At 66.7% G+C, this 26,032-nt stretch carries 29 protein-coding genes and 2 tRNA genes; 17 read left to right on the top strand and 14 right to left on the bottom strand.

Annotation, left to right across the window (positions count from 1 at the left end):
* The 7 genes from ABGA98_RS45080 to ABGA98_RS45050 form a co-directional block, all read left to right on the top strand.
* Positions 1 to 727, top strand: a 727-nt coding sequence (locus tag ABGA98_RS45080; protein ID WP_347624641.1) for a transposase, incomplete at its 5' end; no start/stop codon positions are given.
* The gene (locus tag ABGA98_RS45075; RefSeq protein WP_347624640.1) at positions 724 to 1,167 is read left to right on the top strand and encodes a hypothetical protein; all 444 of its coding nucleotides are present in this window, start codon (positions 724 to 726) and stop codon (positions 1,165 to 1,167) included. The genes ABGA98_RS45080 and ABGA98_RS45075, both read left to right, overlap by 4 nt.
* Before the next feature lie 273 nt (positions 1,168 to 1,440).
* Entirely contained in the window at positions 1,441 to 2,307 is an 867-nt protein-coding gene (locus ABGA98_RS45070) for a hypothetical protein (RefSeq protein ID WP_347624639.1), read from the top strand.
* The gene (locus ABGA98_RS45065) at positions 2,304 to 3,146 is read left to right on the top strand and encodes a DNA methyltransferase (RefSeq protein WP_347624638.1); all 843 of its coding nucleotides are present in this window, start codon (positions 2,304 to 2,306) and stop codon (positions 3,144 to 3,146) included. The genes ABGA98_RS45070 and ABGA98_RS45065 overlap by 4 nt, the downstream gene beginning before the upstream one ends.
* Before the next feature lie 635 nt (positions 3,147 to 3,781).
* Positions 3,782 to 3,973 (top strand): helix-turn-helix domain-containing protein, encoded by a 192-nt coding sequence (locus ABGA98_RS45060; RefSeq protein WP_347624637.1) that lies wholly within the window; start codon positions 3,782 to 3,784, stop codon positions 3,971 to 3,973.
* Positions 3,974 to 3,987: 14 nt separating this feature from the next.
* On the top strand, positions 3,988 to 5,334 hold the full coding sequence (locus ABGA98_RS45055; protein ID WP_347624636.1) for a tyrosine-type recombinase/integrase: 1,347 nt from the start codon (positions 3,988 to 3,990) through the stop codon (positions 5,332 to 5,334).
* A gap of 549 nt (positions 5,335 to 5,883) precedes the next feature.
* Positions 5,884 to 6,225 (top strand): hypothetical protein, encoded by a 342-nt coding sequence (locus ABGA98_RS45050; RefSeq protein WP_347624635.1) that lies wholly within the window; start codon positions 5,884 to 5,886, stop codon positions 6,223 to 6,225.
* Between the two features lie 623 nt (positions 6,226 to 6,848).
* Here the strand turns inward: ABGA98_RS45050 and ABGA98_RS45045 are convergent.
* Positions 6,849 to 7,865 (bottom strand): transposase, encoded by a 1,017-nt coding sequence (locus ABGA98_RS45045; RefSeq protein ID WP_347624634.1) that lies wholly within the window; start codon positions 7,863 to 7,865, stop codon positions 6,849 to 6,851.
* Positions 7,866 to 8,587: 722 nt separating this feature from the next.
* Between ABGA98_RS45045 and ABGA98_RS45040 the strand changes: the two genes are divergently transcribed.
* A complete protein-coding gene (locus ABGA98_RS45040; RefSeq protein WP_347624633.1) occupies positions 8,588 to 9,562 on the top strand; it encodes a hypothetical protein in 975 nt (324 codons plus the stop codon).
* Between the two features lie 800 nt (positions 9,563 to 10,362).
* On the opposite strand, the gene ABGA98_RS45035 is transcribed toward ABGA98_RS45040, so the two are convergent.
* Positions 10,363 to 10,435 (bottom strand) — tRNA-Arg (locus ABGA98_RS45035).
* 841 nt (positions 10,436 to 11,276) lie between these two features.
* Between ABGA98_RS45035 and ABGA98_RS45030 the strand changes: the two genes are divergently transcribed.
* On the top strand, positions 11,277 to 12,344 hold the full coding sequence (locus ABGA98_RS45030) for a D-alanyl-D-alanine carboxypeptidase family protein (protein WP_347624632.1): 1,068 nt from the start codon (positions 11,277 to 11,279) through the stop codon (positions 12,342 to 12,344).
* Here the strand turns inward: ABGA98_RS45030 and mscL are convergent, their stop codons facing one another.
* The 6 genes from mscL to ABGA98_RS45000 form a co-directional block, all read right to left on the bottom strand.
* The gene (gene mscL / locus ABGA98_RS45025; protein ID WP_347624631.1) at positions 12,345 to 12,743 is read right to left on the bottom strand and encodes a large conductance mechanosensitive channel protein MscL; all 399 of its coding nucleotides are present in this window, start codon (positions 12,741 to 12,743) and stop codon (positions 12,345 to 12,347) included.
* A 23-nt stretch (positions 12,744 to 12,766) separates the two neighbouring features.
* Entirely contained in the window at positions 12,767 to 13,357 is a 591-nt protein-coding gene (locus tag ABGA98_RS45020; RefSeq protein ID WP_347624630.1) for a flagellar biosynthesis protein FlgA, read from the bottom strand.
* On the bottom strand, positions 13,354 to 14,160 hold the full coding sequence (locus ABGA98_RS45015) for an S-methyl-5'-thioadenosine phosphorylase (RefSeq protein WP_347624629.1): 807 nt from the start codon (positions 14,158 to 14,160) through the stop codon (positions 13,354 to 13,356). Before ABGA98_RS45015 ends, ABGA98_RS45020 begins: the two co-directional genes overlap by 4 nt.
* 267 nt (positions 14,161 to 14,427) lie before the next feature.
* The gene (locus ABGA98_RS45010) at positions 14,428 to 14,766 is read right to left on the bottom strand and encodes an FmdB family zinc ribbon protein (RefSeq protein WP_347624628.1); all 339 of its coding nucleotides are present in this window, start codon (positions 14,764 to 14,766) and stop codon (positions 14,428 to 14,430) included.
* Positions 14,767 to 14,833: 67 nt separating this feature from the next.
* On the bottom strand, positions 14,834 to 16,339 hold the full coding sequence (locus ABGA98_RS45005; RefSeq protein WP_347624627.1) for a potassium/proton antiporter: 1,506 nt from the start codon (positions 16,337 to 16,339) through the stop codon (positions 14,834 to 14,836).
* Between the two features lie 23 nt (positions 16,340 to 16,362).
* Entirely contained in the window at positions 16,363 to 16,932 is a 570-nt protein-coding gene (locus ABGA98_RS45000) for a 5-formyltetrahydrofolate cyclo-ligase (RefSeq protein ID WP_347624626.1), read from the bottom strand.
* A gap of 24 nt (positions 16,933 to 16,956) precedes the next feature.
* Here ABGA98_RS45000 and galU point away from each other — a divergent pair, with 24 nt between their 5' ends.
* The 7 genes from galU to ABGA98_RS44965 all read left to right on the top strand — a co-directional run bounded on the left by galU (position 16,957) and on the right by ABGA98_RS44965 (position 21,526).
* Positions 16,957 to 17,859, top strand: coding sequence for a UTP--glucose-1-phosphate uridylyltransferase GalU (gene galU, locus ABGA98_RS44995; protein WP_347624625.1), 903 nt, complete (start codon positions 16,957 to 16,959; stop codon positions 17,857 to 17,859).
* The gene (gene glp / locus ABGA98_RS44990) at positions 17,846 to 19,033 is read left to right on the top strand and encodes a gephyrin-like molybdotransferase Glp (RefSeq protein ID WP_347624624.1); all 1,188 of its coding nucleotides are present in this window, start codon (positions 17,846 to 17,848) and stop codon (positions 19,031 to 19,033) included. Before galU ends, glp begins: the two co-directional genes overlap by 14 nt.
* Positions 19,030 to 19,506 (top strand): cyclic pyranopterin monophosphate synthase MoaC, encoded by a 477-nt coding sequence (gene moaC, locus ABGA98_RS44985; RefSeq protein WP_347624623.1) that lies wholly within the window; start codon positions 19,030 to 19,032, stop codon positions 19,504 to 19,506. The genes glp and moaC overlap by 4 nt, the downstream gene beginning before the upstream one ends.
* Entirely contained in the window at positions 19,506 to 19,985 is a 480-nt protein-coding gene (locus tag ABGA98_RS44980) for a MogA/MoaB family molybdenum cofactor biosynthesis protein (protein WP_347624622.1), read from the top strand. The genes moaC and ABGA98_RS44980 overlap by 1 nt, the downstream gene beginning before the upstream one ends.
* Before the next feature lie 67 nt (positions 19,986 to 20,052).
* Complete coding sequence (locus tag ABGA98_RS44975; protein ID WP_347624621.1) at positions 20,053 to 20,697, top strand: GNAT family protein; 645 nt, start codon at positions 20,053 to 20,055, stop codon at positions 20,695 to 20,697.
* Positions 20,698 to 20,821: 124 nt separating this feature from the next.
* A complete protein-coding gene (locus ABGA98_RS44970; RefSeq protein ID WP_347624620.1) occupies positions 20,822 to 21,400 on the top strand; it encodes a hypothetical protein in 579 nt (192 codons plus the stop codon).
* Between the two features lie 49 nt (positions 21,401 to 21,449).
* Positions 21,450 to 21,526, top strand: a tRNA-Ala gene (locus ABGA98_RS44965).
* 102 nt (positions 21,527 to 21,628) lie between these two features.
* Here the strand turns inward: ABGA98_RS44965 and ABGA98_RS44960 are convergent.
* The 4 genes from ABGA98_RS44960 to ABGA98_RS44945 all read right to left on the bottom strand — a co-directional run bounded on the left by ABGA98_RS44960 (position 21,629) and on the right by ABGA98_RS44945 (position 24,613).
* Positions 21,629 to 22,810: a site-specific integrase gene (locus ABGA98_RS44960; protein WP_347624619.1), complete on the bottom strand. Its 1,182-nt coding sequence runs from the start codon at positions 22,808 to 22,810 to the stop codon at positions 21,629 to 21,631.
* A 4-nt stretch (positions 22,811 to 22,814) separates the two neighbouring features.
* Positions 22,815 to 22,967 (bottom strand): ribbon-helix-helix domain-containing protein, encoded by a 153-nt coding sequence (locus ABGA98_RS44955; RefSeq protein WP_347624618.1) that lies wholly within the window; start codon positions 22,965 to 22,967, stop codon positions 22,815 to 22,817.
* 100 nt (positions 22,968 to 23,067) lie between these two features.
* The gene (locus tag ABGA98_RS44950) at positions 23,068 to 23,244 is read right to left on the bottom strand and encodes a helix-turn-helix domain-containing protein (protein WP_220448043.1); all 177 of its coding nucleotides are present in this window, start codon (positions 23,242 to 23,244) and stop codon (positions 23,068 to 23,070) included.
* Positions 23,245 to 23,413: 169 nt separating this feature from the next.
* Positions 23,414 to 24,613 carry a hypothetical protein gene (locus tag ABGA98_RS44945; RefSeq protein WP_347624617.1) on the bottom strand — a complete coding sequence of 400 codons (1,200 nt, stop codon included), beginning with the start codon at positions 24,611 to 24,613 and terminating at the stop codon, positions 23,414 to 23,416.
* A 4-nt stretch (positions 24,614 to 24,617) separates the two neighbouring features.
* Between ABGA98_RS44945 and ABGA98_RS44940 the strand changes: the two genes are divergently transcribed.
* On the top strand, positions 24,618 to 25,067 hold the full coding sequence (locus ABGA98_RS44940) for a hypothetical protein (RefSeq protein WP_347624616.1): 450 nt from the start codon (positions 24,618 to 24,620) through the stop codon (positions 25,065 to 25,067).
* Between the two features lie 95 nt (positions 25,068 to 25,162).
* Here the strand turns inward: ABGA98_RS44940 and ABGA98_RS44935 are convergent, their stop codons facing one another.
* Entirely contained in the window at positions 25,163 to 25,609 is a 447-nt protein-coding gene (locus tag ABGA98_RS44935; protein WP_347624615.1) for a hypothetical protein, read from the bottom strand.
* A 125-nt stretch (positions 25,610 to 25,734) separates the two neighbouring features.
* A complete protein-coding gene (locus ABGA98_RS44930; RefSeq protein WP_347624614.1) occupies positions 25,735 to 25,956 on the bottom strand; it encodes a hypothetical protein in 222 nt (73 codons plus the stop codon).
* Positions 25,957 to 26,032: the final 76 nt, after the last annotated feature.

Genomic DNA, 26,032 nt, shown 5'->3' with positions numbered 1-26,032 from the left:
TCGCACCACCACGACGGGACTTGGGGAGAGCCCGTTGCTCAGTAATGGGCACGGCGGGTTCGGGAAGCGGCCCAAGGAAACGGACCGATCGAAAGACCGGCACCGCGCCTTGGGCCGACTTCACAAGCGGCGCGACGACGGCACCGACAAGACCATTCACGACCTGCTGCGCTGGCATCTGCGCGAGAAGAAGAAACGATTAGCCGACCCCGGCCTGGTCGTGCTGGACACCCAGAGCATCCACGTCGCGGCCGGGGTCCCCGCCTCCACCACCGGAAAAGACGCCGCCAAGCGCGTGCCGGGCCGCAAACGCGGCCTGGCCGTGGACGTGCTGGGCCTGGTCATCGCCGTGGTCATGCTGGCAGCCTCAGCCCACGAGAACACCGCCGGGATCGCCCTGCTGGACCGGGTCGCCGCCACCACCGAGGGCACGGTCACCAAAGCGCTGGCCGACCAAGGGTTCAAGAACGCCGTCGTCACGCATGGCGCCGGCCTGGGCATCAACGTGGAGATCGCCGAGCGCAACCCCGCCGGCAAGGGGTTCGTCCCCCAGCCCAGGAGATGGGTCGTCGAGCAGACCTACGGCATCTTGATGTTCCACCGCCGTCTGGTCCGCGACTACGAGCACCTACCTGCCAGCTCCGAATCACGGGTGTATTGGGCGATGACCGATGTCATGTCCCGCCGCCTGACCCGCGGCCCCGCCCCGCCTGAGCGGTGGACATGACCCGACCCGACGGGCGCCCGCCCGACCCCGGCAGTTGGCTCCTGGACCGGATCGACGCCCGCGAGCACGCCCTGACCGGCCAGATCGAGCAGACCCAGGCGGAAATCGACACTCTCACCGCGCGTCTGAGTGAACTCAGCGAGCAGGTCGAGCACCTGCGTATCAGCCGCAAGACCCTCATCTCCCTGGCCGAGGAGGATCCCGCCCGGACCAAACCACTCGCGCCGCCAGCAGTCCCCGATCATCCTGCCTACCAGCAGATTCTCACCGTCTTCGGCGAACCCGGTAGCTCGTTGCGCGCCCGTGACGTGGCCATGGCCCTGGACCTGCCCCTGACACGCAACGACATCCAGAACCTCCGCGCCAAGCTCAAACGCCTGGCCAGCCGAGGCATCCTCGTCGAGACCGAGCCGGGATTGTTCACCCAACCGCGCCCATAGCCCGAACGATCAACCTCTGACCGGCCGACCTAAGCCAACTCCGCCGACGAAAGGGGCATCAGCTCGCGAAACGCACTCTGAAGCCGCCGGCCAATGTATGAGCCCCAGTTTGCTACACATCTGGCTACTTGTCTTGATCCTGCGTCGCCAAGACGAATTGCCAATATCACGCACTTGACCTGGGCTTCTCCGTCAGAGACAGCGTTTCCAAACGGTGCTGCTGGCTCGGTGTTTCAATGCATGGGAACGGGTGGCCGTCGCGGGTCATCCCAGATGAGCAAGAACGAAGGATCGCCGTCGAAGCGGTCTCGGACGACCGAGAGGCGGTTGGTGCCGCTCTCGGTGTGGCTGTGTTCGGACATCACGCCTGGATCCAACACCAGGAATAGCCCGGCGGCTGCCGATGTGGTGTGTGCCCGACACCGCCAGGCTGTGGGGCGGGAGTTGGCTCGGCATCTGATCGAGGCCTGCTCCCGACCCGGCGGGGTCGTGACCGACGCCTTGCCGACGAGCGAGACGGTGCTGCTCACTGCGGCAAGCATGGAGCGCCTTGGCGTTGGGTGTGTGCCGCGTCTTCCGGTCGCGCAGCATCTGGCCGGCCGTCTGCGGCAAGAGCTTGCGGCGGATCAGCGGGCAGGAGTGAGGCTACGGCCCTACGGGCCACACGAACTTCGGGAAGCACTTCGCGGACTGGAGGGCTGGGTTGAGCTGTTGATCGCGGCGCTCCCGCCTTATCCGGAGTTCGGACGACCAGCCGACCCAGCGTCGGTGTCATGTCCAACGTGCAGAACGGAGCAACCGACGCTGGCCATGCCACAGCTGGGTCGGTTTCTTGAGGACGCGCACCATGTTCTCGCGCCGGGCGGTCACCTGGCAGTGGTCACGACGGCGCGGCATGAGCGGGGCAGATTGGTGGATCTGGCACCGGCGATCATCCGGCGGGCGACGGTTGCCGGCCTTGCCTACATCCAGCACATCATCGCGATCCGTGTCCCGATCCAGGGCGACACGCTGGTCGTACAGAGCAACCCGGCCGAGCTGGCGCAACTTCGCCATGCACAGTCCACGGAGCTGCCGCCGCTTGTGTCAGTTCACGCGGACGTGTGTCTGTTCGCCCGTGCCGGCGGAGGCGTGCGATGAACGAGCGTGTTCTGCCATCGGTGCTCGCCACGGGGCAGTTGCAGGCGAAGATGCAGCGGCGCGGCCGGTACATCCCGGAATCGATGAGGCATCCGGGCAAGATGCTGCCGGCGATCGCCTCACAGGTCATCTCCGCGTTCACCGAGCCGGGGGAGTTGGTCCTCGATCCGATGTGCGGGATCGGGACCACGCTGGTGGAGGCGGTACACCTGGGACGGCACGCCGCGGGGATGGAGTACGAGGCGGACTTCGCCGGTCTCACCGCGGCCAACGTCCAGCATGCCCGCTCCCAAGGCGCTGAGGGGTTCGCTCGGGTGGCCTGCGGGGACGCGCGGAACATCGCGACGGTGTACCGGGACCTGCGGGGCATGGCGGCGCTGGTGCTGACGTCTCCGCCGTACGGCATGAGGACGCACGGCCACGTCCGCTGCGGAAGCCGGGAAGGCGGCGGGCCGGTGCAGAAGTCGAACCACCGGTACTCCACCGACAAGGGCAATCTGGCTCATCAACGGCTGCCCCAGCTAATGGAGGGCTTCGGACAGATCCTCACCGGGTGCATGGAACTACTGAGACCCGGCGGAGTCATCGCGGTCACGATCCGGCCCATCCGGGTCAACGGGCAACTCGTGGACCTCCCCGGTCAGGTCATCGAGACAGCAGAGGCAGTCGGCTTGGTGCTGACGCACCGTCTGGCCGCCTTGCTGTGCGGGGTACGTGAGGGCCGGCTGATCAACCGGGCGTCGTTCTTCCAAATGCTAGAAGCGTGGAAGAGCCAGGAAAAAGGGCAGCCGGTATGCGCTGCGGCTCACGAGGACCTTCTGATTCTACGCGCGTCGTGAGCTCGTGCTCGATTGACGAGCGTCCCTGGCAGCAATTCCGCAGGTTCGGATGAACGTGCCTTGGAGAGGTGCGGTGACCAGGGAATTCCTGATCCGAGCGACTTGACGTGAGGGCTAGAGGCGAGGGTGCATGCCCAATGGCCTGAGACACCCGCTATTCGTAGCGGCCCCACAAAAACCGTCATGTGTTGGGCGAGTCGAGCAGCGATTGCAGGAGGTTGCGCTGGGTTGCGCCCAATAAATCCGCCAGTACCCGTTCCCATAGTCGACGCCAGCAAGCAATGCGGCATTGACGTACTGAAGGCCCCAGCCTGGCCACACATCCGCCAAGACGTTTGCCAGGCCGAGGCCATCCCACCCCAGCTCACTGGAGAGGATGAATTCATTTTGCACCACCTTGCCCGGTCGCGTGCCGTACTCACGGCAGCCGATCGCCTCGGCAACTCGGTAATCAGCGTTGCACAGGGCATTCGCGCGGCTTCCATCACCATGCATAACCCCTCGGCGCCTGTGTCGGCGACGGCACTGCCTTCTGCCAGGGAGACCGTCTTCGACGACAGCACGGCCGTGTGTCCCTGTGGCCCGAGCCAGGCCCATCGCGTTCATACATCCCCCATGATCAGGGGCGGTGGCCGATGACCAGGAAAGACGAATTGCTGACCGTCCCGCAGGTCCTCGAGGCGCTGGGAGGCGTTTCCCGCCGCACCTTCTACCGCTGGCGCCAGCTTGGTAAGGCGCCGGTGTGCATCCAGCTTCCCAACCTCGAGCTCCGCGTCTGGCGAAGCGACCTCGACGCCTGGATCGAGTCACGGCGGGAAGCGGCATGAGAACGACTTATGACGTGAAGCTCGGCGGGATTCAGCACCGTACCGACCGGGACACGCCCGCCTACGTCGCCAGGTGGCGCATCGCCGGCAAGGAGAAGTCCAAGAGCTTCCGCAGCAAGGGGCTGGCCACTGCCTTCATGTCCGACATGCGGCAAGCGGTCAAGGTGGGGGAGGAGTTCGACGTCGCGACCGGCCTGCCGGTATCGATGCTGAAGCCCGAGACCACCGGCCCCTCCTCTCTGGAGTTCGCCCAGTCCTATGTGCTTCGGCGCTGGAACACATCGGCGGCCCGGACACGGGAAACGGACGCGTACGCGCTGCTATCGCTGATCCCCGCCCTGGTGACAGACAGCCCTCGCCGTCCCACGCCAGAAGCGCTGCGGGAAGTGCTCCGCAATCACGCCCTTCTTCCGCAGAACCGGCGCCAGGAACTGACCACGTCCCAAGCCGCAACCCTGACCTGGCTAGAACGCGCCTCCCTGCCTCTGGCCGCTCTAGGAGAGCCGCACATCCTGCGCACAGCCCTGGAGGCCATCTCAGTCACCTTCACCGGATCCGCGGCTGGGGCGAACACGGTGCGCCGCAAGCGAGCCGTCCTCCACCACCTGCTCGAGCATGCGGTGGAGCAAAAAGTCTTCGACAGCAATCCGCTGGACGGCATCAAATGGACCGCACCCAAAGCCGTCACCGTCATCGACCCGCGAACGGTGGTCAACCCCGCCCAGGCCCGGCAGCTCCTCGATGCCATCCCAGAGGTCGGACGCAACCGAGGCGCCCGCCTCAAGGCACTCTTCGCCTGCATCTACTACGCCGCACTCCGACCCGAGGAGGCGGCGGACCTACGGCAGCGGAACTGCACCTTGCCCGAATCCGGCTGGGGTCTGATCGTCCTGGAGAAGGCACGGCCCCAGGGCACGAAACGCTGGACCAACTCTGGCGAAACCCACGAATCCCGCAACCTCAAGCACCGAGCAGACAAGGAGACACGAGAAATCCCGATCCCACCTGTCCTGGTCTCCATCCTCCGCGAGCACATCGCGGAGTACGGCACGGCGAAGGACGGCAGGATCTTCCACACGGGCAAGGGCGGCACTTACTCCAGCTCGGCGCACTCCTACGTCTGGCAGGAAGCCCGAAAACTTGTCCTCACCCCTGAGCAGATCAGCTCGTCCCTGGCAGGTAGGCCCTACGACCTCCGCCACGCGGCCGTCTCTCTGTGGCTGAACGCAGGCGTACCCGCTGTCGAGGTCGCAAAGCGCGCCGGGCACAGCGTGGAGGTCCTGCTGCGGGTGTACGCCAAGTGCATGGACGGCCAGCAAGAGCACATCAACTCCAAGATCGCCAACGTGCTGACCGACTAACTCACTGAAAATGACTGCGGCCCCAGCCAAGCTGAGGCCGCAGTCGCGCTCCTCGCCTGTTCGCCAGCGGGCGGAGCTACGTTATTGGCGGCCGTCCAGGTACGGCAGACACATCAACGCAGGATATCTGTACGACTGTCACCTCCTATACCCGGTGGATCGTCATATCGACTTCGAGTCTGTGCTCCTTGAGTAAGCCATAAAAGATCACTATTGATGCACGCGAGGTGTTACGACCTTCCTGGGATGGTTCGGTGGGCAATCAAGCCCAGAGCGGATGGTGAGCAGTCGCAGCAGGGTATCGGCTCATACTCGAGCAGTCTCTGCTGGCGATGCAGCCGTGAATCGGCGGATCAGAAGCTGAACGCGGATGCATGAGGGCGGCCATAAGCGATCCACCGTTGTGTCGGCGTTGGCATTCTGCCAGCGACTTGTACGTGCATCTGCGAACTCGGGGTTCATGTCGTTAATGAGATTGCATAACGCGTTTACCCGGCATATCAGGCGTGCTTGACTTCGGCTTGGTGGCTACACCCTCTGGGAGGGTTTATGGGGGAGTTCGTCGGGATCGATCCCCTCGGTGCGGACAAGCTGATCCGCCAGATGGAGAAGGGGAAGGACGTCCTCGGCAGGACGCGGCCAGGGCTTGAAGCGGCGATCGCCGACGCCGGTGCCGACTGGGCCGGCCGCGGGGGCGTAACCGCGATGCACCGCACGTGGGCGTTCTTCCACGAGTCGCAGCAGGACCTCAAGTGGCGTATCGACACTCTCAAACGACTGGTACCGACACAGCAGAAGGGCATGTTGACCGCCACACTGCCCGGATTGACCAATACGGCCACACTCGTCTTGTCTTCTCGCAGGTCGAGATTGTCCACGATCTCGTCGTGATAGCCCCTGCTGAAGAGTTCGCCTTTTAGTATCCCTACAAAGCTAGCCGGGTTCTCCTTGGTCGCATCCGCGAAGCTGGCCTTAGCAACGTAGGAACGTCGCTGCATGTCGGTTCCACAGGCCGAGGTCCTGTCTGGACGATCGGCCCGTTCCTGCGTCAGTCCCGTAACGCGGTCCCTGAGCGAGGACACCACGGCGTCCCCATCGCTCACCAGCGTTTTAGCCGCCTCCGCCAACGGCGGCGACTCCGGCTCTGCTGAGCAGCCTGTTGAGACCGCGAGACAAGCCGATATCGCGGCCACTACTTTCCAAGACGCACTATGGCGCATGATCGGACCTTATCCGAGCAAACTACGCTCGTACATCCCATTCGCCCCGTCCATAGCGAGCTTCGATAGAGGAGAGATCCGCGCGCGCATCGGAGAGCGCCATGCTATTAGCGAACCCATACGGTCGGTGCCAGGCGTGCGGGTAAGCATTCACCTCCAGCGCATTTCGGGTTCCAATGATCGCGCAGCGTGATCATCTCAGCGTGTGCGTGAGTACTACCGCTCCAGAGCGTCAGGCCGTTGCCGGGCCGGGTGGCATCCAGAGGTTGCCCAGGAGTGCGTTACGCAGGACGGTCATGACGTCGAGGCTGTGTTTGAGTGCGGTGTACAGGTAGCCGCGTACGGCGTAGCGCTGCTCGGTGGCCGTGTCCGAGCGGAGCCTGCCGGAGATCTTCTGCTGGCTGGTCGCAGGTCGCGCTCGGCCTTGTTGTTCGTGGGCGGGATCCGCAGGTCATGGGCGAAACGCAAGACATCGCCAGCGCGGTCGCGCAGTACCTCCAGCAGCACGCGGCCGATCGGCTGGGTGACGGTCTTGGCCGGGCCCGGGAGGCGCTTGACCTGCGACAGGCCAACGGCGACCCCACCACGGAACATCGCCGGCGTGCCCGCCGCAATGGCGTCCTTGCCCTGTTCGCGGGCCAGGTTGGCGGCGGGGATCAGGCCGCGCAGCGCCGTCTGGAGCTGCCGGGGCCAGCGGGCGTCGGGGTAGGTATCGGCGCAGTCCTCAAGATCGCGAAGCAGGTGGGCTGCACACAGTTGATGATCACGTGCCCCGAGTTCGGCGGCGTCGTAGTTCTGGTAGCGGTCATGCACCACCACGCCGGTCAGATCGGCCAGCACGAACCGCTTGAAGGTCTCCAGGTTGCGTCCGTCGAGTATGGGCCAGGTCAGCAGCCGGTCACAGGCAACCAGCAGGTACTTCTTGGCCTTCTTCGGCCCCACCCGGATCGGCGTCTCATCGCAGCACACCACGTACGTCAGCGTGAGCAGCATCCGGATGCGCGCATTGGCGACCGCGACCGCGGCAGCCGCCCGGCCGATCAAGGAGTGCACGAACCCCGGCGAGGGCTCCGCGCCAGTCAGCGAGGCCACCAACTCGGCCACCCGATGCACCGAAATCGCATGCACGACCAGCAGATACACGCACCAGGCCTGCAGACTGACGCCAAGACTGACCGGCGCCGCAGGCACGCCCGCCGGTCGCAGCGCGGTGTGCACCCGTCCGCACCGGCAGGCCACCGTGTGCTGGTGGTGCTCCAAACGCCGGGCCACCACCAGCGGGATCTCGATCTGCTGATGGCGGGCCGTCACTCCCAGATCGGCGGCCTGGCCGAGATCGGCCCCGCACCCGCACGGGCCCTGCGGGAAGTGCTCGATGATGTCGCCGTCGGCGACTTCGGCCGACCAGGCCAGCGCCTTGCCCTCGGAGCCGGGTTGCTTGCCCGGCCGACGCCGGCCACTGCCGGCCTTACGACCACCGTCATGCGAGGTCGTACGCAGACAACTGAGGGCGGCATCCCGGAATTGCCACTGTTGCGCGAGATCAACCGCTCCAGCTTGGCCACCCGCTCCCGCAGCGCGGCGTTCTCGTCTCGAAGCTCGGCCACCTCCGTCCGGAGCGCGGCATTCTCGGCCATGAGGGCACGCGTCAGAGCGATCAGCTCCTCGCGAGACATCTCCTCCAGGCCGGACACCCGAAGATCGAATCACCCTCGACCGTGTTGATCAGGCCCACGGACGGTCACACAAGCGGTTCCGTCGTCACCCAACGCGCACGAGGTGAATGCTTACCTTCGCGCTCGAAGCGCTTGATCACGTCCCCGGCAAGGCCTCTACCAGCGGAATCATCTCACCGAGCGATTCCGTGTGCCCACGAATTGCGAAACGCGGGGAAGGCCCCGGCGCGGTAACGATCCAGCCTCGGAATCTGCGGACCACCCTCTCACGGCACGCATGTGGGGAAGGATCACTCGGAGGTCGTGAGCCGCGCTACGACAAAGGACGTTGCCGGACAGTTTCGAGGAGCAGCACAGTTGAGCAGCCTCGTCGCAGCCTTCAGAACTTCCGCTTTTCCTCCCGGCATTCCGTCAGCCGGGGACCTCCATTTCTCTTCAGGGTATCTGGCGCACGCGCTGTTCACGACCGGTCGAGCTCCCGGCGACACAGCGCGACATGGACATGCCTCGGTCTGGGAATGGCTGCATCGAATCTCCCTCATCCCCGCATACCTGCGTAGCCGACCGGTCAATAACCGAGTGGTTCGCTCAAGCCTCGCCAACACGCTGGACCGCTCGGAGAAAGTGGCTGTCTCGTATGCCATCGGACAGGCCATGACGCAGGTCTTCAGCGAACGCGAACTGCAGGTTCCCTTCCTTATGCATGTGGATCGCTACGCGACCCGCTACGGGATCGTCTTCGCGGGCAAGAAGCGCCCGGACCTCTTCGGCCTGCGCTCTTCAGGGGACTGGATCGTCGCAGAAGCCAAAGGGCGCTCGGGGAGCATGGAGAGCGAGCTCAGGCAGAAGTTGATCGACCAGAAGCGCTCCGTGCGCTCGATAAAGGGAATTCCGCCGTCGCTAGCATTCGGGTGCGTAGCCTCCTTTCCCAAGAACAATGGCGTCGCCGGGTCTCTGCGTCTAGACTTGTTCGATCCCGTGGCGGACGAGGCCGGAGCAGTTGACATCCCAGCCGATACTGATTCGTTCATCCTGGCCTACTATGAACCGTTCATGGCAGCGATCGACGCAGGCGAGAGGGAAGCCGCTCTCGAATTTCCGGATGCGTACTTCGCTAACTTCCCGCAGTTCGGGATGCGCTTCGGCATCATCAGGCCGATCTACGACCGCATTCGTCGTGCTCAGAACGGTGAAACTGCAGGCCTCTTCAGAGAGATAACTCAGATCCTGCAAAACAGGGACGAGTACAGCGAGGTCGCTTTTATGGACGGCTCGATAATCGAGGCCGACTGGAGCGCATCACTTGCGGTGAACGATGGAGAGTACCAATAGACAGTTCGGCTACGAGCAGACTGCGGTGGCCATGGCTTTGATGGCGGCCGGCATGACGAGGGAGGGATTGGGGTTGAGGGTGATCGCCATGGCAGCTCGGCGGCGGCCGTCGGGAGTGCTGACGATGATGCCGGTGTAGCCGCGAACGCTCCCGACGCGGCCCTAAACGGGGCCGCAGCCGAGGTCGTAGCGGTGCACGCCCAGGCCGAACCCGCCCTGATCCACGGCAAGGGATTGCCGACGACCGGCATCATGAGCATGGAGGACCTTGCTGATTAACTCGTTTCACTTTGCCAGTGCGGGTTCGAGCCGGGCCAGATGACTGGTGCGTTTGCGCTGCAGAGGGTGGCCGTTCCAGGTTGCGTCCACGAAAGTGGTGTACGAGCCCGCCCTGTCGGCGGCATTGCCCGGTTGGCTGAGCTCCGGCCCTACAGCGGGAAGGATCTGGCATGGTGGCTGCCCGATGGCGATGGTCCGCGGCCACGGCGCAGCCCAGGAGAGCGGCGACGCCCCCGATAGCGATGGCCGGTTGCCGTTCCGGGTTGTGCGCACGTATTTGGCACGATCGACGGCTGCGTCGCCCGCGGCGGAGGCGCTCGTGGCGGGGTGTCGCTGCGTGGATGACCCGGAATCAGGGGTTGGCCTGGGGGAATGCCTCCAAGATCATCCCCCGTATGTCCCCTGATCATGGTCGTACGGCTGCGTACGGGCACTGTCCGCTGCCTATCGAGGATGGTGAAACAAATGACCTGCGGCTGTGAAACCGCAGGTCAGAGGCCAAATTGGCTGGTCGAGATGAGTGCCCCCGGCAGGATTCGAACCTGCGGCACCCGCTTTAGGAGAGCGGTGCTCTATCCCCTGAGCTACGGAGGCGGACCCTGTAAGCCTAGCGAAAGTCTGGCGCTGCGTGTGACATGGAGCCGGGGTGAGTTTGGTCGGGTTGGTTATGGGCGTCCTGAGCTGCGGTAAAGGCATGGCAAGTGATCGGATTGTGCCTCGGCAAGCGTGGATAGCGTCTGCCTGTGACCAGGAGGAGATGCGCGCGGGCCCGTCGGCGGCCCGTTGTGTTGTTCGGGGCGTTGCTGGCGCCGGGGATCCTTGCCGGCGGGCTGCTGGCAGGGGAGATGAAGGGCCTCGAGCGGGACGTACGGGTGGCCGGTGTCGAGCCCGGGGGTGGGATGGTGGTGTTGGCGCCGGTGCGGTTGCCTGCCCCGGCGCATCCGGATCGTGTGTACGAGGGCGTGGTGCCGGCTCCGGTTCGGGAGGCGCCTGAGCCGGTTCGGCCGGTTCCGGCTGTTTCCACGTCTGGGTCTGAGGGTGGGCCGGAGCCCGGGTCCGAGCGGGTGGTGGTTGAGGAGCCGGTGACGCCTGCGCCGGTGCGGACGGAGACGTCGTGTCCGGGGGAGTGGGCGGACACCTGGTTGTGGGAGTTGTGCCGGGCGCGGCAGCAGGCTGCGGATTCGGACGCTGATGGCGGGGGTCTGCTGCCGGGGATCTGAACCGTGGCGCGGTGGGCGGCGTACCCGTTGGTAGGGCGTGTTGAGGCTCCTGCGGGTTGGGGGCGTTCGTGATGTGGCGTGTTAAGGGGGTTGACCGTACAAAGTGGGTTTTTTGTCTCATAACAGCTCTTCGGAGTTCGCTCCGGACTCTCTGGGGGCTGTAGTAACGTGCGTGCCTGACCCCGGTAACGAGTTTGCAAACGGAGGAGTCGAACGTGCCAGCCCCTCGGTCAGCGGGTCTGATCGCGGTCGTCATGGCCATGGCTTCTCTTGTTACGCCGTCCGCGCAGGCTCAAGCTCTGGAGCGGGAGCCGCGTGATCCCGCCGGCCTGACCGCGCTGCGGAAAGAGGCCGAGAAGTCGGCCAAGGAACTCGAGGACGCCACCAAGGCGCTCGAGAAACGCCGCTCGGAGATCGCCGCCTCCGAGAAGGAGCTCAAGACCAAGCTCACCGCTCTGCAGGAGATGGAAGGGCGGCTCGCGGTGATGCGGAGGCCGGTGGCCGAGATGGTCGAGTTGATGTACGAGCAGCCGGTCGCGGCGGATGGGGTGCTTCCGTTCCTGTCCGGAGGGTCGGACCAGCGGAAGTTGCGGGCGCTGACGGACGCGACCCACATGGTGAGCGTGCGGCAGCAGGCTGTCGAGCAGACCAGCGTGCTCTACAAGGAGGCCGAGCGGTTGGCCGCCGAGGCGCAGGAGTTGCGGGCCGGCAACCTGCTGGCCGAGGCGCAGATCGCGGCCGAGGTGGACACGTTGCGGAAGCGATCGGACAAGATCGTGAAGTCGCTGACGGCGGCGCTGGTCAAGCTGGGTATCAAGATTGACAAGGTGGGGCGGGACGCGCTGGGGTGCAATCCGCTGCGGGCGGCGACGGCCGATGACTATCCCAACGGCCTGATCCCCAAGGGCATGTTGTGCCCGTTGCAGCAGAAGGGGCACAGTCTGAGGGCCGACGCCACCATCGCGTTCGTGAGCCTGAACGAGGCCTATCGCAAGCAGTTCGGTAAGTCGATTTGCGTGACCGATGCCTATCGCAGCCTCGGCGAGCAGCAGTCTGTCTATTACCGGCGGCCGGGGTTCGCCGCCGTGCCGGGGCGGAGCAACCACGGGCTCGGGCTGGCCGTCGACCTGTGTGGCGGGGTGGAGCGGTCGGGGTCGGCGGAGTTTGTCTGGATGGAGAAGAACTCCAAGAGGTATGGGTGGTTCCATCCCTCCTGGGCCTACAGCAGCCCGTTCGAGCCGTGGCACTGGGAATATGATCCCGACATCGACTCGGTGCTCTAGCTAGACGGTGGCTACCTGCGCGCTGCAGAAGGCGCAGCGGGACGCGGCCTTGGGGATCTCCGACAGGCATTCGGGGCAGTCGCGGGTCGTCGCCTCGACCTTGGCGGTCAGACGGTCTTTGACGTGGGCGTAGGGCTTGACGACGAGGAAGTAGACCACGCCGGCGACGATCAGGAACGACACCACCGCGTTGATGAAGTTGCCGTACATGAAGTCGGACTGGCCGACCGTGACCCTCAGCGACGAGAAGTCGGGCAGGCCGCCGAACGCCGAGATCAGCGGTGTGAGCAGGTCTTTCACGAACGACTGCACGATCGAGTTGAAGGCCGCCCCGATGACGACGGCCACGGCCAGGTCGATGACGTTCCCCTGCATGAGGAACTTCTTGAATCCACTCATGCAGAGGGATGGTAGCCGCGCGCTCACGGGCCGCCGCCCGGATTGATGATGATCGAAAGACGTCCGCCGGCCTGGGCGGCGGCCAGCTCTGCCGCCTGGGTGAGGGTGGTCGCGAGCACGATCAGGGCGCCGTGGTCGTTGCCGGAGTCTCTCGGGGCCGCCGGGATGGTCAGGACCGTCAGCTCCGACGCGATCTGGCTGGCCGGCCGGCCTTCCTGCCAGGACGCCAGCACGCCGATGGTGGAGCCGGGGGAGATGAGCTCGACCGCCGCGGCGTCGGCGATGCGCACGGGTGCGGCCACCATGCCGGGCGGCAGGCGGAACGAGTGGAGAAGGCGGACGTCGGTCAGAGGCTCGCCCTTGCGCATGGGGGTCGCGAGGATCTGGCCGGCCTGCGCGGTGCGCACCGCTCCTGACGGGGGGTGGGCGAGCGGGACGGGGCTGAAGTCGTCGGGGTCGAGCGGGCCCGGGGACAGGTCGCGGGCCGCTACCAGGACCGCGGGGCCGGCGGCAGGGCGAGTGGCGAGGTAGGCGGACAGGACCGCGACGGCGGCCAGCACCGCCGCGATGAGACGGCGGCGACGGCCGTAGCGGCTCAGCCAGGTCTGGATCATGGCAGCTCGAAGGGGTGGTCGATGCCGTCGAGGGCGGTGGGGCAGGGGCAGGTGCGCTCCTCGGGAAGCGCCTTGACGGTTTCGGTCACGAGGGTGCGCATGCGAGCGACGTTTTGCGCGAAGAACTTGAGCACCTCGTCGTGGGTGACGCCCTGGCCGGTCTCCACCCCGGCGTCGTGGTCGGTGACCAGGGACAGCGAGGTGTAGCAGAGGGCCAGCTCGCGGGCCAGGATCGCCTCGGGGTGGCCGGTCATGCCGACGATGGACCAACCGTTGGACGCGAACCACTGCGACTCCGCCCGCGTGGAGAACCGCGGGCCCTCGATCACCACCAGCGTGCCGCCGTCGACGGTCTCCCAGGCGCCGGCTCTGGCGGACCGCACGGCCACGGCCCGGCCGAACGGGCAGTAGGGGTCGGCGAAGGAGACGTGGGCGGCGCCGTCGGTGTCGTAATAGGTCTGGACGCGGCCTGAGGTGCGGTCGACGAACTGGTCGGGGACGACCAGGGTGCCAGGGCCGTATTCGGCTCTCAGCGAGCCCACGGCGCTGGGCGCGACCACCTGCCGGACGCCGAGCGAACGCAGCGCCCAGAGGTTGGCCCGGTAGGGGATGCGGTGTGGCGGGAATCGGTGATCGCGGCCGTGCCGGGGGATGAACGCCACGGAACGCGCGCCGATGCGCCCGACCGTGACGACATCGCTGGGCGATCCGTAGGGGGTGGAGAGCTCGATCTCCTCCGCGTCGTCGAGCAGGGAGTAGAAGCCCGAACCGCCGATGACGCCGATGTCTGCGCGAGTGACCATGGCGCAGAGAGTAGCCGGAGTGGGGAGGGGCGGTGAGGAGCAGAGTGCGGTTCTGTGGATAACCGGGGGGACTCCCCGCACAGGCACGCCGAAGGGCCGCTGCGCGCGCGGGAGAGCATGGGCCGGCGACAGCGCGCGGCAGGGCCTCAGTCGGCTGGTCGCCGGCCGAGGGCCCGGCCCGCACCTCGTACGGCTGCTGAACGGGTTGGAACCGTGGGCGGGAGCGGGCCGAAGACCCGGGCGGACCCGCCCAGGCGAACGCCGCGGTCAGTTGGAGGCGGCGGCCGGCGCGGGAGCCGGGGCTGAGGAGCCGGAGTCGCCCGACTTGCTCTCCGAGGACTTCGACGACGAGTCAGCCGACGACGAGTCAGCCGACTTCGTGGACGACGACGAGGACGCTGAGGAGGAGGTCGAGGCGCCAGAGGTCGACGAGCGGCTGTCGGTCTTGTAGAACCCCGAGCCCTTGAACACGATGCCGACGGCGGAGAAGACCTTCCGCAGGTTTCCTTCGCAGCTCGGGCAGACCGTCAAGGCGTCGTCGGTGAACTTCTGGACGACCTCGAGCTGCTCACCGCAGTCGTTGCAGGCGTACTGGTAGGTCGGCACGCGCTTCTCCTTCAGGTTTGGCACTCGAGGGATGCGACTGCTAATGCTAACCGATGCCGTCAATCACCTATTCCAGCCCCCGCTCGCCGTACCAACCTGCCAGCTTCCCGCTGCGGCTCACGGCGCGGATGCGGCGTTCAACCTGGTCACGGCAGGAGGCGGTGGCGACGATCAGGAGCTGATCGTTCACCCTGACCCTGGTGGTGGTGGCGGGCACGAACGACTTGCCGTCACGCACGATCAGCGTCACGGCGGCTCCGGCGGGCAGGCGCAGCTCGAAGATCTCCACACCGTGCAGTCGCGAGCCCGGCGGCACGGTGATCTGCAGCAGGTCGGCCTGAAGCTCCTCCAGCGGCGCCGACTCCACCGACAGGTCGTGCGCCTCCGCCGGCGCGGTCACCTTGAGCCGCCGGGCGACGAACGGCAGTGTCGGCCCCTGGAGCAGGGTGAACACGATGACGATCACGAAGACCTGGTTGAAGATCTCTTTGGAGCCCTCGATACCTGAAGCCCAGGGGATGGTCGCGAGCACGATCGGGATCGCGCCGCGCAGCCCCGCCCACGACAGGAACGCCTGCTCGCGCCAGCTCACCCAGCCCATCCGCAGCACCCATGCGACCGCCGAACTCGCCATGACGCACAGCGGACGCACCAGGAGCACCATGACGGTGCCGGTGATCAGGCCGGGAATGATCGCCGACGGCATCTCCTTCGGGCTGGCCAAAAGCCCCAGCATCACGAACAACCCGATCTGCGCCAGCCACGCCGCCCCTTCGGCGAACCCCCTGGTCGCCGCCCTGTGGGGCAGCCGCGAGTTGCCCAGAATCAGCCCGGTGAGGTAGACGGCCAGGAATCCCGAGCCGTGCAGCAGCACCGCGCCGCCGTACGAGACGAAGGTGAGCGCGAGCGCGGCGATCGGGTAGAGGCCCGAGGCGGGCAGTGCGACGCGGCGCAGCGCGTACGCGCCCGCGGGCCCGACGGCGAGGCCGACCGCCGCGCCGATGATCAGCTCGATCGTGGTTTCGAGCAGGAACGTTCCCAAGCTGGGAGATGAGTGCGCGGCCCCGCTGAGCAGCACCACGGCGATCACGGTGGGCGCGTCGTTGAAGCCGGACTCCGCCTCCAGCACGCCCGCCAGGCGGGGTGGCAGCGGCAGCCTGCGCAGCACCGAGAAGACGGCCGCCGCGTCGGTGGAGGCCAGCACCGCGCCGAGGATCAGCGCCGTGTTCTGGTCGATGCCGAGCAGGCCCTGGACGACCAGCGCCAGCACCACGATGCTGACCGCCACGCCCACGGTCGCCAGCACCACCGCTATGGGGACGGACCGCCGCACATGGGACCAGTTGGTGGTGAGCCCGCCCTCGGCCAGGATCACCGCCAGCGCGGTCAGGCCGATCTGCTGGGCCGCCTGAGGGCTGTCGAAAGGGATGCCGAATCCGGAGTCGCCCAGGAGGATGCCGAAGCCCAGGAACACCAGCAGGCTGGGCAGGCCGGTGCGATGGGCGAGGCGTACGGACGCGATGGCGGCGATGACGATCACAGCCCCGAGAAGGAGCCAGACATCAAGCGTCATTCAGCCCCCTCTCATCCCTGCGGTCACATAAGACTAGTAAGGCCAGACGGTGTCATGGCATAGCGGATGCGGCGGTCGTGTGGTTCGGACGGGACATCGTCGATCAGCTCCCCGTCGTGGAGCAGGGCGACCGTGGGGACGTTGGGACCGACTCTGGCCAGGGCTCGATCGTACGAGCCGCCGCCGCGGCCGAGGCGTACGCCCGTCTTCCTGTCCACCGCCAGGGCGGGCACGATCACGAGGGCGGCGGTGCGGACGGCGTCGACGCCGCGGCGGGTGTCGACGGGCTCCATGATGCCGAAGCGGCCGGGGGCGAGTGTGCCGGGCCCGTCATAGACCGCCCAATCGAGGTCGTCGTCCTCACGAAGCACCGGAAGGATCACGGTGGCGCCGTGTTTCCACAGAGCGAACACCAGCCCGTGCGTATCCGGCTCCGACCCCGTCGACCAGTAGCAGGCCACCAGACCGGCCATCTGGACCCATGGTTGTTCGAGCAGCGTTTCACGGACCTTGACGGCGTTTGCCCGTAGTTGCTCGGGGGAGAGTGCACTACGCGCCGCGTTAAGCTCGCGGCGCAGGTTGAGCTTGTCCACAGGTGCCTCCACTAGGGTCTACTCATGGCTGACTTCGACCCTGTGACGAAAGCCGTCGTGCCCGCCGCGGGTCTGGGCACCCGGTTTCTCCCGGCGACCAAGGCGACACCGAAAGAGATGTTGCCCATCGTCGACAAGCCCGCGATCCAGTATGTCGTTGAAGAGGCCGCCTCGGCGGGGCTCCTCGACGTGCTCATGGTCACCGGCAAGAATAAACGGTCAATCGAGGATCATTTCGACCGAGCGTTCGAGCTGGAGGGGGCCCTCGAGGCCAAGGGCGACGAGCACCGGCTGTCCCAGGTCCGCGAGCCCGCCTCGCTCGCGACGCTCCACTACGTACGCCAGGGCGAGCCGAAGGGTCTCGGCCACGCGGTGCTCTGCGCCAAGCAGCACGTGGGCGACCACCCGTTCGCCTGCCTGCTCGGCGACGACCTGATCGACCACCGGGACCCGCTGCTCAAGCGCATGATCCAGGTGCGTGACACGTTCGGCGGAAGTGTGATCGCGCTGATGGAGGTGCCCAAGGAGCAGGTCTCGCAGTACGGCGTGGCGACCATCGAGGCGACCGCCGAGGACGACGTCGTGCGGGTCACCGACCTGGTGGAGAAGCCGCCGGCCGACGAGGCGCCGTCCAACTGGGCGATCATCGGCCGCTACGTGATCGATCCCGCGGTGTTCGCGGTGCTGGAGGACACCCCGCCGGGGCGCGGTGGCGAGATCCAGCTCACCGACGCGCTGCGCACGCTCGCCGCCCGCGGCTCCTCGGAGGGCGGGCCCGTGCACGGGGTGCTGTTCAGAGGGCGGCGCTATGACACGGGCGACAAGCTCGACTATCTGCGGACGGTGGTGAAGTTCGCGGCGGACCGGGAGGATCTGGCGCCGGATTTCGTGCCGTGGTTGCGGGAGTTCCTCGATGAAATCGGTTGACGCGCATCTGGCCGAGATCCTGGCCACTGTGCGTCCGCTGGCGCCCCTGGAGCTCGACCTGGAGCAGGTGCTGGGGGCGACGCTGGCCGAGGACGTGTCGTCGCCGGTGCCGCTGCCGCCGTTCGACAACTCGGCCATGGACGGGTACGCCGTACGCGCTGACGACTTGTCGGAAATTCCGGTTACGTTGCCGGTGATCGACGACGTGGCGGCCGGATCGACCGAGCTGCGGGCCGTCGGGCCCGGCCATGCCGTACGCATCATGACCGGGGCGCCGCTGCCCGCGGGGGCCGACACCGTGGTGCCGGTCGAATGGACGGACGGCGGCACCGTCTCCGTGCGCATCGACCGCCGCGCCGAGGCCGGTAACGCGATCCGGCGGGCGGGGGAGGACGTCCAGGCGGGCGACGTGGTGCTCAAGGCGGGCACCGTGATCCGTCCCGCGCAGCTCGGCATCATCGCCGGGGCGGGGCGGCGCCGGGTCCTGGCGCGGCCGCGGCCCAGGGTCGTGGTCCTCTCCACGGGCGCCGAGCTGGCCGAGCCGGGATCGCCGCTGGCCCCCGGGCAGATCTGGGAGTCCAACAGCTACACCCTGACGGCGGCCGTGCGCGAGTCGGGCGCCGAAGGCTACCGCGCGGGCTCGGTCGCCGACGATCCGGCCGAGCTGCTCGACCGGCTCGACACCCACCTCATGCGCGCCGACGCGATCATCACGAGCGGCGGGGTCTCGATGGGGGCGTACGAACCGGTCAAGGAGGCCCTGTCGCCGCTGGGGACGGTCCGGTTCGAGAAGGTGGCCATGCAGCCGGGGATGCCGCAGGGGTTCGGCGTCCTGGGGGACGACCAGGTGCCGATCTTCGCTCTGCCCGGCAATCCGGTGTCGTCCTTCGTGTCTTTCGTGCTGTTCGTACGCCCGGCGCTCGACAAGATGCGCGGCCTGCCCAGCGGCATGCCGGAGCTCGTGACCGCCAGGGCCGCGGGTCCCTTGCGTTCGCCGTCCGGGCGGAGGTCGTTCCTGCGTGGCGTGCTCGCGCCCGACGGCACGGTGAGGCCGGTGCACGGGCAGGGCTCCCACCAACTTGCCGCCCTGGCGGCGGCTGACGCGCTGATCGTGGTTCCCGAGGAGGTCACCGAGGTGGCTGCGGGCGCCACGGTGGAGGTGATCAAGCTGTGAGCGAGCTGACCCACATCGACGAGACCGGCGCCGCCCGCATGGTCGATGTCTCCGCCAAGGACGTCTCGGCCCGCACCGCCACGGCGAGCGGCCGGGTGCTGCTGACGGCCGAGACGGTGGCGCTGCTGCGGTCGGGCGAGATGCCCAAAGGCGACGCGCTGGGCGTGGCCAGGATCGCGGGCATCATGGGGGCGAAACGCACCCCCGACCTGATCCCGCTCTGCCATCCGATCGCGCTGCACGGCGTGAAGGTCACGCTGGAGGTCGAAGACTGGGGCGTGGCGATCACGGGCCGGGTCAAGACGGCCGACCGCACCGGGGTGGAGATGGAGGCGTTGACGGCGGTCTCGGTGGCCGCGCTGGCGCTGATCGACATGGTCAAGGCCGTCGATCCGGGCGCGGTGATCACCGACGTGCGGGTGGAGGAGAAGCTGGGCGGGAAGACCGGCCGCTGGACCCGGGATCCGGCGTGATGCGGGCTCTCGTGATCACGGTGTCGAACCGGGCGTCGTCCGGGGTTTATGCCGATAAATCCGGCCCCATCCTGGTCGACCTGCTGCGCGGCGAGGCCGGCTGCGAGACCGTCGAGGGTCCCGTGCTGGTGCCCGACGGCGAGGCGGTCGAGCGGGCGCTGCGCGACGGCGTGGCGGAAGGCTTCGACGTCATCGTCACGACCGGCGGCACCGGTCTGACGCCGCTCGACCTGACGCCCGAAATGACGGCCAGGGTGATCACCCGGGAGGTTCCGGGGATAGCCGAGGCCATTCGCCAGGCAAATCGCGAAAAGGTGCCTACTTCCGTACTATCTCGGGGATTGGCCGGACAGGCGGGCAAAACCTTGATCGTGAATTTGCCGGGATCTTCCGGCGGCGTACGCGACGGCATCGCCGTACTCGCGCCGATTCTGCGGCACGCGGTCGATCAGATCCATGGCGGCGATCACCCGCGCTGACCACGATCCGCATCCTCGAGCGCTGACCCCGTGGCGACATCATGTCCGATAGGGGGATGATGAGAGCGTGGATCGACTTCGTGGCTGGCCGGCAACTCTCAGGGAAGGTCCGGTCGGCTTGCGGCCGCTGCGGCTGGGCGACGTGCGCATGTGGCGCGAGACCCGGCTGCGCAATGCCGACTGGCTGCGTCCGTGGGAGCCGAGCAACCCGGAGACGCCGCTGTTCAGGACCGGTCTCGGCCCCTACATCTCCATGGTCGGCACCCTGCGCCGCGAGGCCAGGCAGGGGCTCGCGCTGCCCTGGGTGGTCACGTACGACGGGCGCTTCGCGGGGCAGCTCACCGTCGGCGCGATCGTCTGGGGATCCGCCCGCTCCGCCCAGGTCGGCTACTGGATCGACGGCGGGCTGGCCGGCAAGGGCATCACCCCCACCGCACTGGCCATGGCCGTCGACCACTGTTTCTTCACCACCGGCCTGCACCGGCTGGAGGCGAACATCCGCCCCGAGAACCAAGCCAGCCGCAGGGTGGTTGAGAAGCTCGGATTCCGGGAAGAAGGCATTCGGCGGCGCCAACTCCACATCGATGGAGCCTGGCGCGACCACATCTGTTACGCGTTGACCGTCGAGGACGTTCCTGGCGGCCTTCTCGTGCAGTGGCGTCGTGCACGCGAGTCGGCCACTCACGGCGGTTCTCCCGTCGAAGAGGTTTGACGATCTCGCGACACACCGCACCGAATGCTCGTCAATTAGTGACACGCGGTCTTACGGTGCGTGACGTGAGCACATTGAAGACGCAACCAGCACACTCGCGTCTTCATGCTGCCCGGAGGTGCCCATGAGCATCCTCCTCTACCTCGCCATCGTCGTGATGTGGCTCTGCGTCCTGATCCCGATGTGGCTGCGCAGGGACAAGACCAACCTGGCCGAACTCGCCGAACTCGAAGAGCACTACACCGGCGAACACCAGCTGCCCGACCTCGACAACCTCGACCCCTCCGACGCCGACGAGGACGACGGCGTGCCGATGGAGGTCGAGAAGGTCGACGTCCGCCAGTTCCGGCTCCGCCGCCGCGCCATCATCGTGGCCCGCCGGCGCCGCCTCCTCTTCTTCACCGCCCTGCTGGTGCTGGCCTCGGTCGTCACGGCAGCGGTCAAGATGATCCCATGGTGGGGGGTCGCCCCCTCCGTCGTCATCATGCTGGCGTACATGGCCTTTCTCCGCATCGCCGTACAGGTCGACAGGGAACGGCGCGAACGTGCCCGTCAGGCGCGCGCTGAGCGGCAGCGGCGGGCACGTGAGCAGCGGCGGGTCGTCGAGGAGGCGGAGGCCGAAATCATCGATTTCGCCTCGCATCACTCGGATGTGCTGTTCGATCAGTACGCCGAGCCGCCCAAGCGAGCGGTGGGCGACTGAAACGGTGGCGCGAGGACCCTCCGGAGTTTGCTAATCTGGTCGAGTCCTTGGGGATGTAGCGCAGTCCGGTAGCGCACTTCGTTCGCATCGAAGGGGTCAGGGGTTCGAATCCCCTCATCTCCACCAGGAAGATGCAGGTGAGAAGGGTCTTTGGAGCAATCCAGAGGCCCTTTTCTCATGTCTGGAAGTCAATGGGAGCCAATCGGGGAGCCATCTCACTCGGATTCTCTACCCGTGTCGGCTGTCGCCGAAGATGGTGTTCATCGTTTGAGCACCTTTAGTGATCACCGGCCGTAGCTGGTGCCGGTAGACCGCTTCCGTGACGCTGGTGCCCGCGTGCCCGACGAGATCGGCGATGGTCTCGATGGGTACGCCTTGATCACTCATGATGGAGACGAACGAGTGACGTAGTTCGCGGGGGCTCCACGCGGTTTCGAGCCCCGCCTCTTTGGTGATCTTGCGGAACGCCCGTCGAACGTTGGACGCGTCCAGCGGGGTGCCGACGCTCGTACAGAACACCAGGTTGTGATCTTGCCATGCCTCGCCGGTCTGGAGCTTGCGAGCGACTTGGCTGACATGGTGTCGCTGGAGTGCCTGAGCTGCCAGCTTGGGCAGTTCGAGCGTGCGCCGGGACTTCCGGGTCTTGGTGTCTCCTCCTTCGCGGTCGGCTCGCCATACGTAGATGGCGAACTTCGTGTGCTTGAACCCTGCCTCGGTCACCGGGTGCCAGGACTTGAGCTTGGGAACCCACGCCACGACGTGATCCCAGCACAGTGCCCGAGCCTCTTCGGTTCGGACACCTGTAGTGAGGCTGAGCACCACGTAGGCGTGAAGTTCGGACGACTTGACTGCTTCGAGCACCACTTCGGCTTGTTGCCGGGTGAGCGCCTTGCTCGGTCGTCCGTCCGTGCCCTTGGGCGTGGTGACCAGCTCCGCAACGTTCCTGAGCACCATGTCGCGTGCCTGAGCTTGCCGGATGGCCCTCTTCAAGACGCTGTGAACCTCTCGAAGGGTGGTGGTGGCCAGCTCTTTCGCGAGCGCGTCAAGCCACTCGTCCACGTGATCCGCGCGTAGCTGCTGGAGCTTCATCTTCCCCAGCCTGGGGATAACGTGCGTCTCCGCGAGGATGCGCAGCTTGGTGACGGTGCTCCCGGATCGGCCCTTGAGACCTTTGCTGAGCCAGTCGTTGACGGCATCGCGCACGGTGTAGGTCTCCGACGCGGTGACGCCGGACTCAAGAGCCTTGACGGCCTTGATCAGCTTGTCCCTGACGGCGGTCTTGGTCTTGGCCTTGCGCTTGAGGCGCTGGCGCTTGCCGTCGGGGCCGAACCCGAGGGAGATGGCTCCGGTGAAGCCGTCTCCCTCGGGGTAGATGGTCGCTTCGTACTTGCCGATCAGGATCTTGGCCAAGGGATCACCCCTTCTCGTGACGGTTGAGGTACTCCTCGATCGCCTTCCTGATCACCCACGACACATCTCGTTCCTGTGACTCGGCGTACCTGCGGAGACGGTCTTTCAGTTCCGTGTCCACACGTACGGGAGGCAGGGTCGTTCGGTCGCTCGTCATTGACGGCTTCCTTCCTGTGTCATGCAGTTATCAAGAGGCGCCGGCCGGTTGTGCGGCGGTTTCGGACAACCGGCCTTGTAGAACGTTGTAGCACGCCGCTCTACGCCTCGTCCATCGATTCCAGCGAGGAAACGAACTCGGCAAGATGCCGGTCGGTGATCCGGCGAAGCTTGCCGATCTTGATGCTGTTGAGCTGTCCGGTACGGAGAAGGAAGTAGACCTTGTCACGTCCGACGCTCAGCATCTCCGCGACTTGTTCGACGGTGTATGCCTGCATGTGCATCCCCCCTCTCGGTCGTTGGGGTGTGCGGCTCCCTTCCGGCGCGGGGTCCCGCGCACGGTCGCCGGTTACGGATGGTGATCGTCCGCCGGTTCGTCCGTCCGCGCCTGTCGCTGCCTCTACACGCGCAGACGCGCGGACGGACGCGGACGGCGGATGCGGACGATTACGGATCGTGTACCTCTGGGAGGGCTCTCCAGCGTCCCCGTGAGACTTGTTCGGCCTGGCGCGTGCGGCTCAGCTCTTGGAGGCGTTGGTAGACCCAGGTTCGGCGCATGCCGGTTGCGCGCATGAGGTCGCCGATGCTCACCCCGTCGGACGGAGCTTGCCTCAGGGTGGCGGTGAGGGCCTCTTCAGCGGCTCGTGCGGGGTTGTCGCGGGCGTGCCGGGGTGAGGGGCGGATGGTGGGCTGTGGTGGTGGGGAGGGCGTCTCTGCCGCGCGTTTGAGGGCTTGGGCGGACACCTCGTCGAGGGGTGGGCGGTGGTCGGCGTGCTGTTCGGCGGTGGCCTGTACGCCCTCGTCATCGAGGAGGTACGTGCGGGCGCGGCGGGGGATGTCGTGTTCTGGGGAGCTGATCAGGAACTTGCCGGGGGCGTCGAGTTTGTGCGGGTGCCATCCGGTCTTGACCATGCCCTGTCCCAGGATGAGGTCTCCGTCGCGGGCTTCCCGGACGCGGAAGCACAGCCGGACGTCCATCTGGGAGCGGACCGCGCTCTTGCCCATCGCGTCCTTGGAGGGGCGTTGCGTGGCGGCGATCAGGTTGACCGCCGGCGCGCGGCCGCGCCGGGCGATCGAGTCGGCGTGGTCGATGGCGCGTGGTGCCTCGCTGGCCAGTTCGGCGTACTCGTCGATGACGATGACCAGCGCGGGCCGCTCGGGTGAGGGCTCCCAGACGCGTTCGCCGCGTGTGGTGAGGTCGTCGGCGCGGCCGTCGAGGATGACCACGGCGTCGGCGAGCAGAGCCTCTGCCTCCTGCGGGGTGGTGGCGATCCGGTCGATGCAGGACGCCCATGGGAGCAGTTCCATGCCGCGTTTGAGGTCGACGGCCCACAGGATCACGTCCTGGCAGGCGGTCAGGTCGCCGAGCAGGACGTTGACGCCTCCGGACTTGCCTGCCCCGGACATGCCGGCGAACAGCGCATGTCGGCGGAGCAGGGGGACGCGGACTGGGCTGCCGTCCTCGAACAGCCCTAGCTTGGCGGGTTGGGTGATGGAGGTGATGGAGGGTCCTGGCCAGGCGATGGCGTCGGCGTGCGGGTCGGTTTCGATGACGCGTACGTCGGCGCGGTTGGCCTTCTTGCTGGCCACGGGCTGGACGCGGATGCCGCCGCGGGTGGTGCCGAGCGCCGACTCGTCGGTGCGCAAGCCCATGACGCGGGCCGCGCTGAGCGAACTGCCGACGACCCCCGACGGCCTGAGGGAATACCTGAAGACGGTCATCGCTAAGCAGTGGGGCGCGGAATACGCGCACGTGGACGTGAACGCCGAGCTCTACCAGGCCGGCGTGCACATCATCATGGATCTTCCCGCTCCGCCCAATGTGCGGGCGGCGGCGTTTCGCATGCTCGCCTCGCTGCCCGGTGTGAAGGCAGAGGGCGAGGTCACTGACCCGCTGGGCCGTACCGGCCAGGCCGTCAGCCTCCCGCATAGCAATGGGGAGGGCCGGCTCATCATGAACACGGCCACGGGGGAGCCGCTGGCGTTCGTGACGACCATCAAGGAAGCCCGTGTCTTCGTGGCGATCAAGAAAGCCCGCTGGACCGATGACAAGCCTGACCTGTCTGCCAGCCGACGCGGCTCGGACGACCCGCCCGCCTAACGCCGCAGACTGCCTTGCCCGCGTCTTGGGGCGACGCGGGCAAGGCAGTCACCTCGTGTCGATCGTCCTCGCCACGCCTGGTGCGACGGAACTGGTCACAAGCCGTCCGTCGGCCAGGAACGGGTGTTCTCGCCGATGGTGGTGTCGTTGAGCCGGTCGCCAAGGCGTTGGAAGCGCTGCTGAGCAGCTTGAGGGCTTTCGAGGGCGAGGGCGTCGGCGAGCTGCCGCCAGGTCAGTCCTGCCTTGCGGGCGGCAGCGATGGTGTTGTACTCCATGCTGTCGATGCTGCGCCGGATGGGGACCACCATCTGGAGCGCGTCCGTCAAGTCTTCCTGCCTGACCTCGGGGACGCTGGTGTCGGTGCCACGGGAGGCGTCGAGGACCAACCGCAGCAGCTCCGTGGCGGGCACTCGGGGGCCGATTGGAAACTCCGCCTGCTGGCTCCGGTGTTCGTCAGTGCCGAAACGGTCGATCAGTCGGGCGCGGGCCGCGTGCGCGGCGACGTGACGCCTGTGGCGATCACGAGAGGTGTCGATGTCCATATCAATAGCACATGCCTTCAACGATAAGTTGTCAACAGATTATTGATAGCAACCTCCTTTCTCGCTGCGACAGACCTGGTTGACTCCCCTTCTTGCCGCCATCTATGGCTGGCGGGTCGCATAGGTCACTGCTCGGACAGGTCCTGCAGGAGAGTGGTCAACGGCTGGAGCACCTTCATCGCGGCCTCCGGCGCGATGGCATCGTCTTCGCTGAGATCAAGCCCGATAACGATCTCTGTGAGGGCCCTGGCGAGGGTGCGTTCGAGCAGGCTCGCGATGGGCTCCTGGCTGGTCGTTGGGGCTCTTCCTCGACGCTGCGACGATTGCCGCGGTTCGTCCCGCGTCAAGATCGTTCGTCCTCGCTTCGCTGCGACGGTGACGAGCAGCGCGACCAGGATGGTGGCCCCCGTTCCTGTCTTGGGC

It is taken from the genome of Nonomuraea sp. B1E8 (assembly GCF_039871515.1).
Taxonomy (GTDB): domain Bacteria; phylum Actinomycetota; class Actinomycetes; order Streptosporangiales; family Streptosporangiaceae; genus Nonomuraea.
The sequence above is the reverse complement of the archived record's forward strand: the minus strand, read 5'-3'. Positions and strand labels throughout refer to the sequence as shown.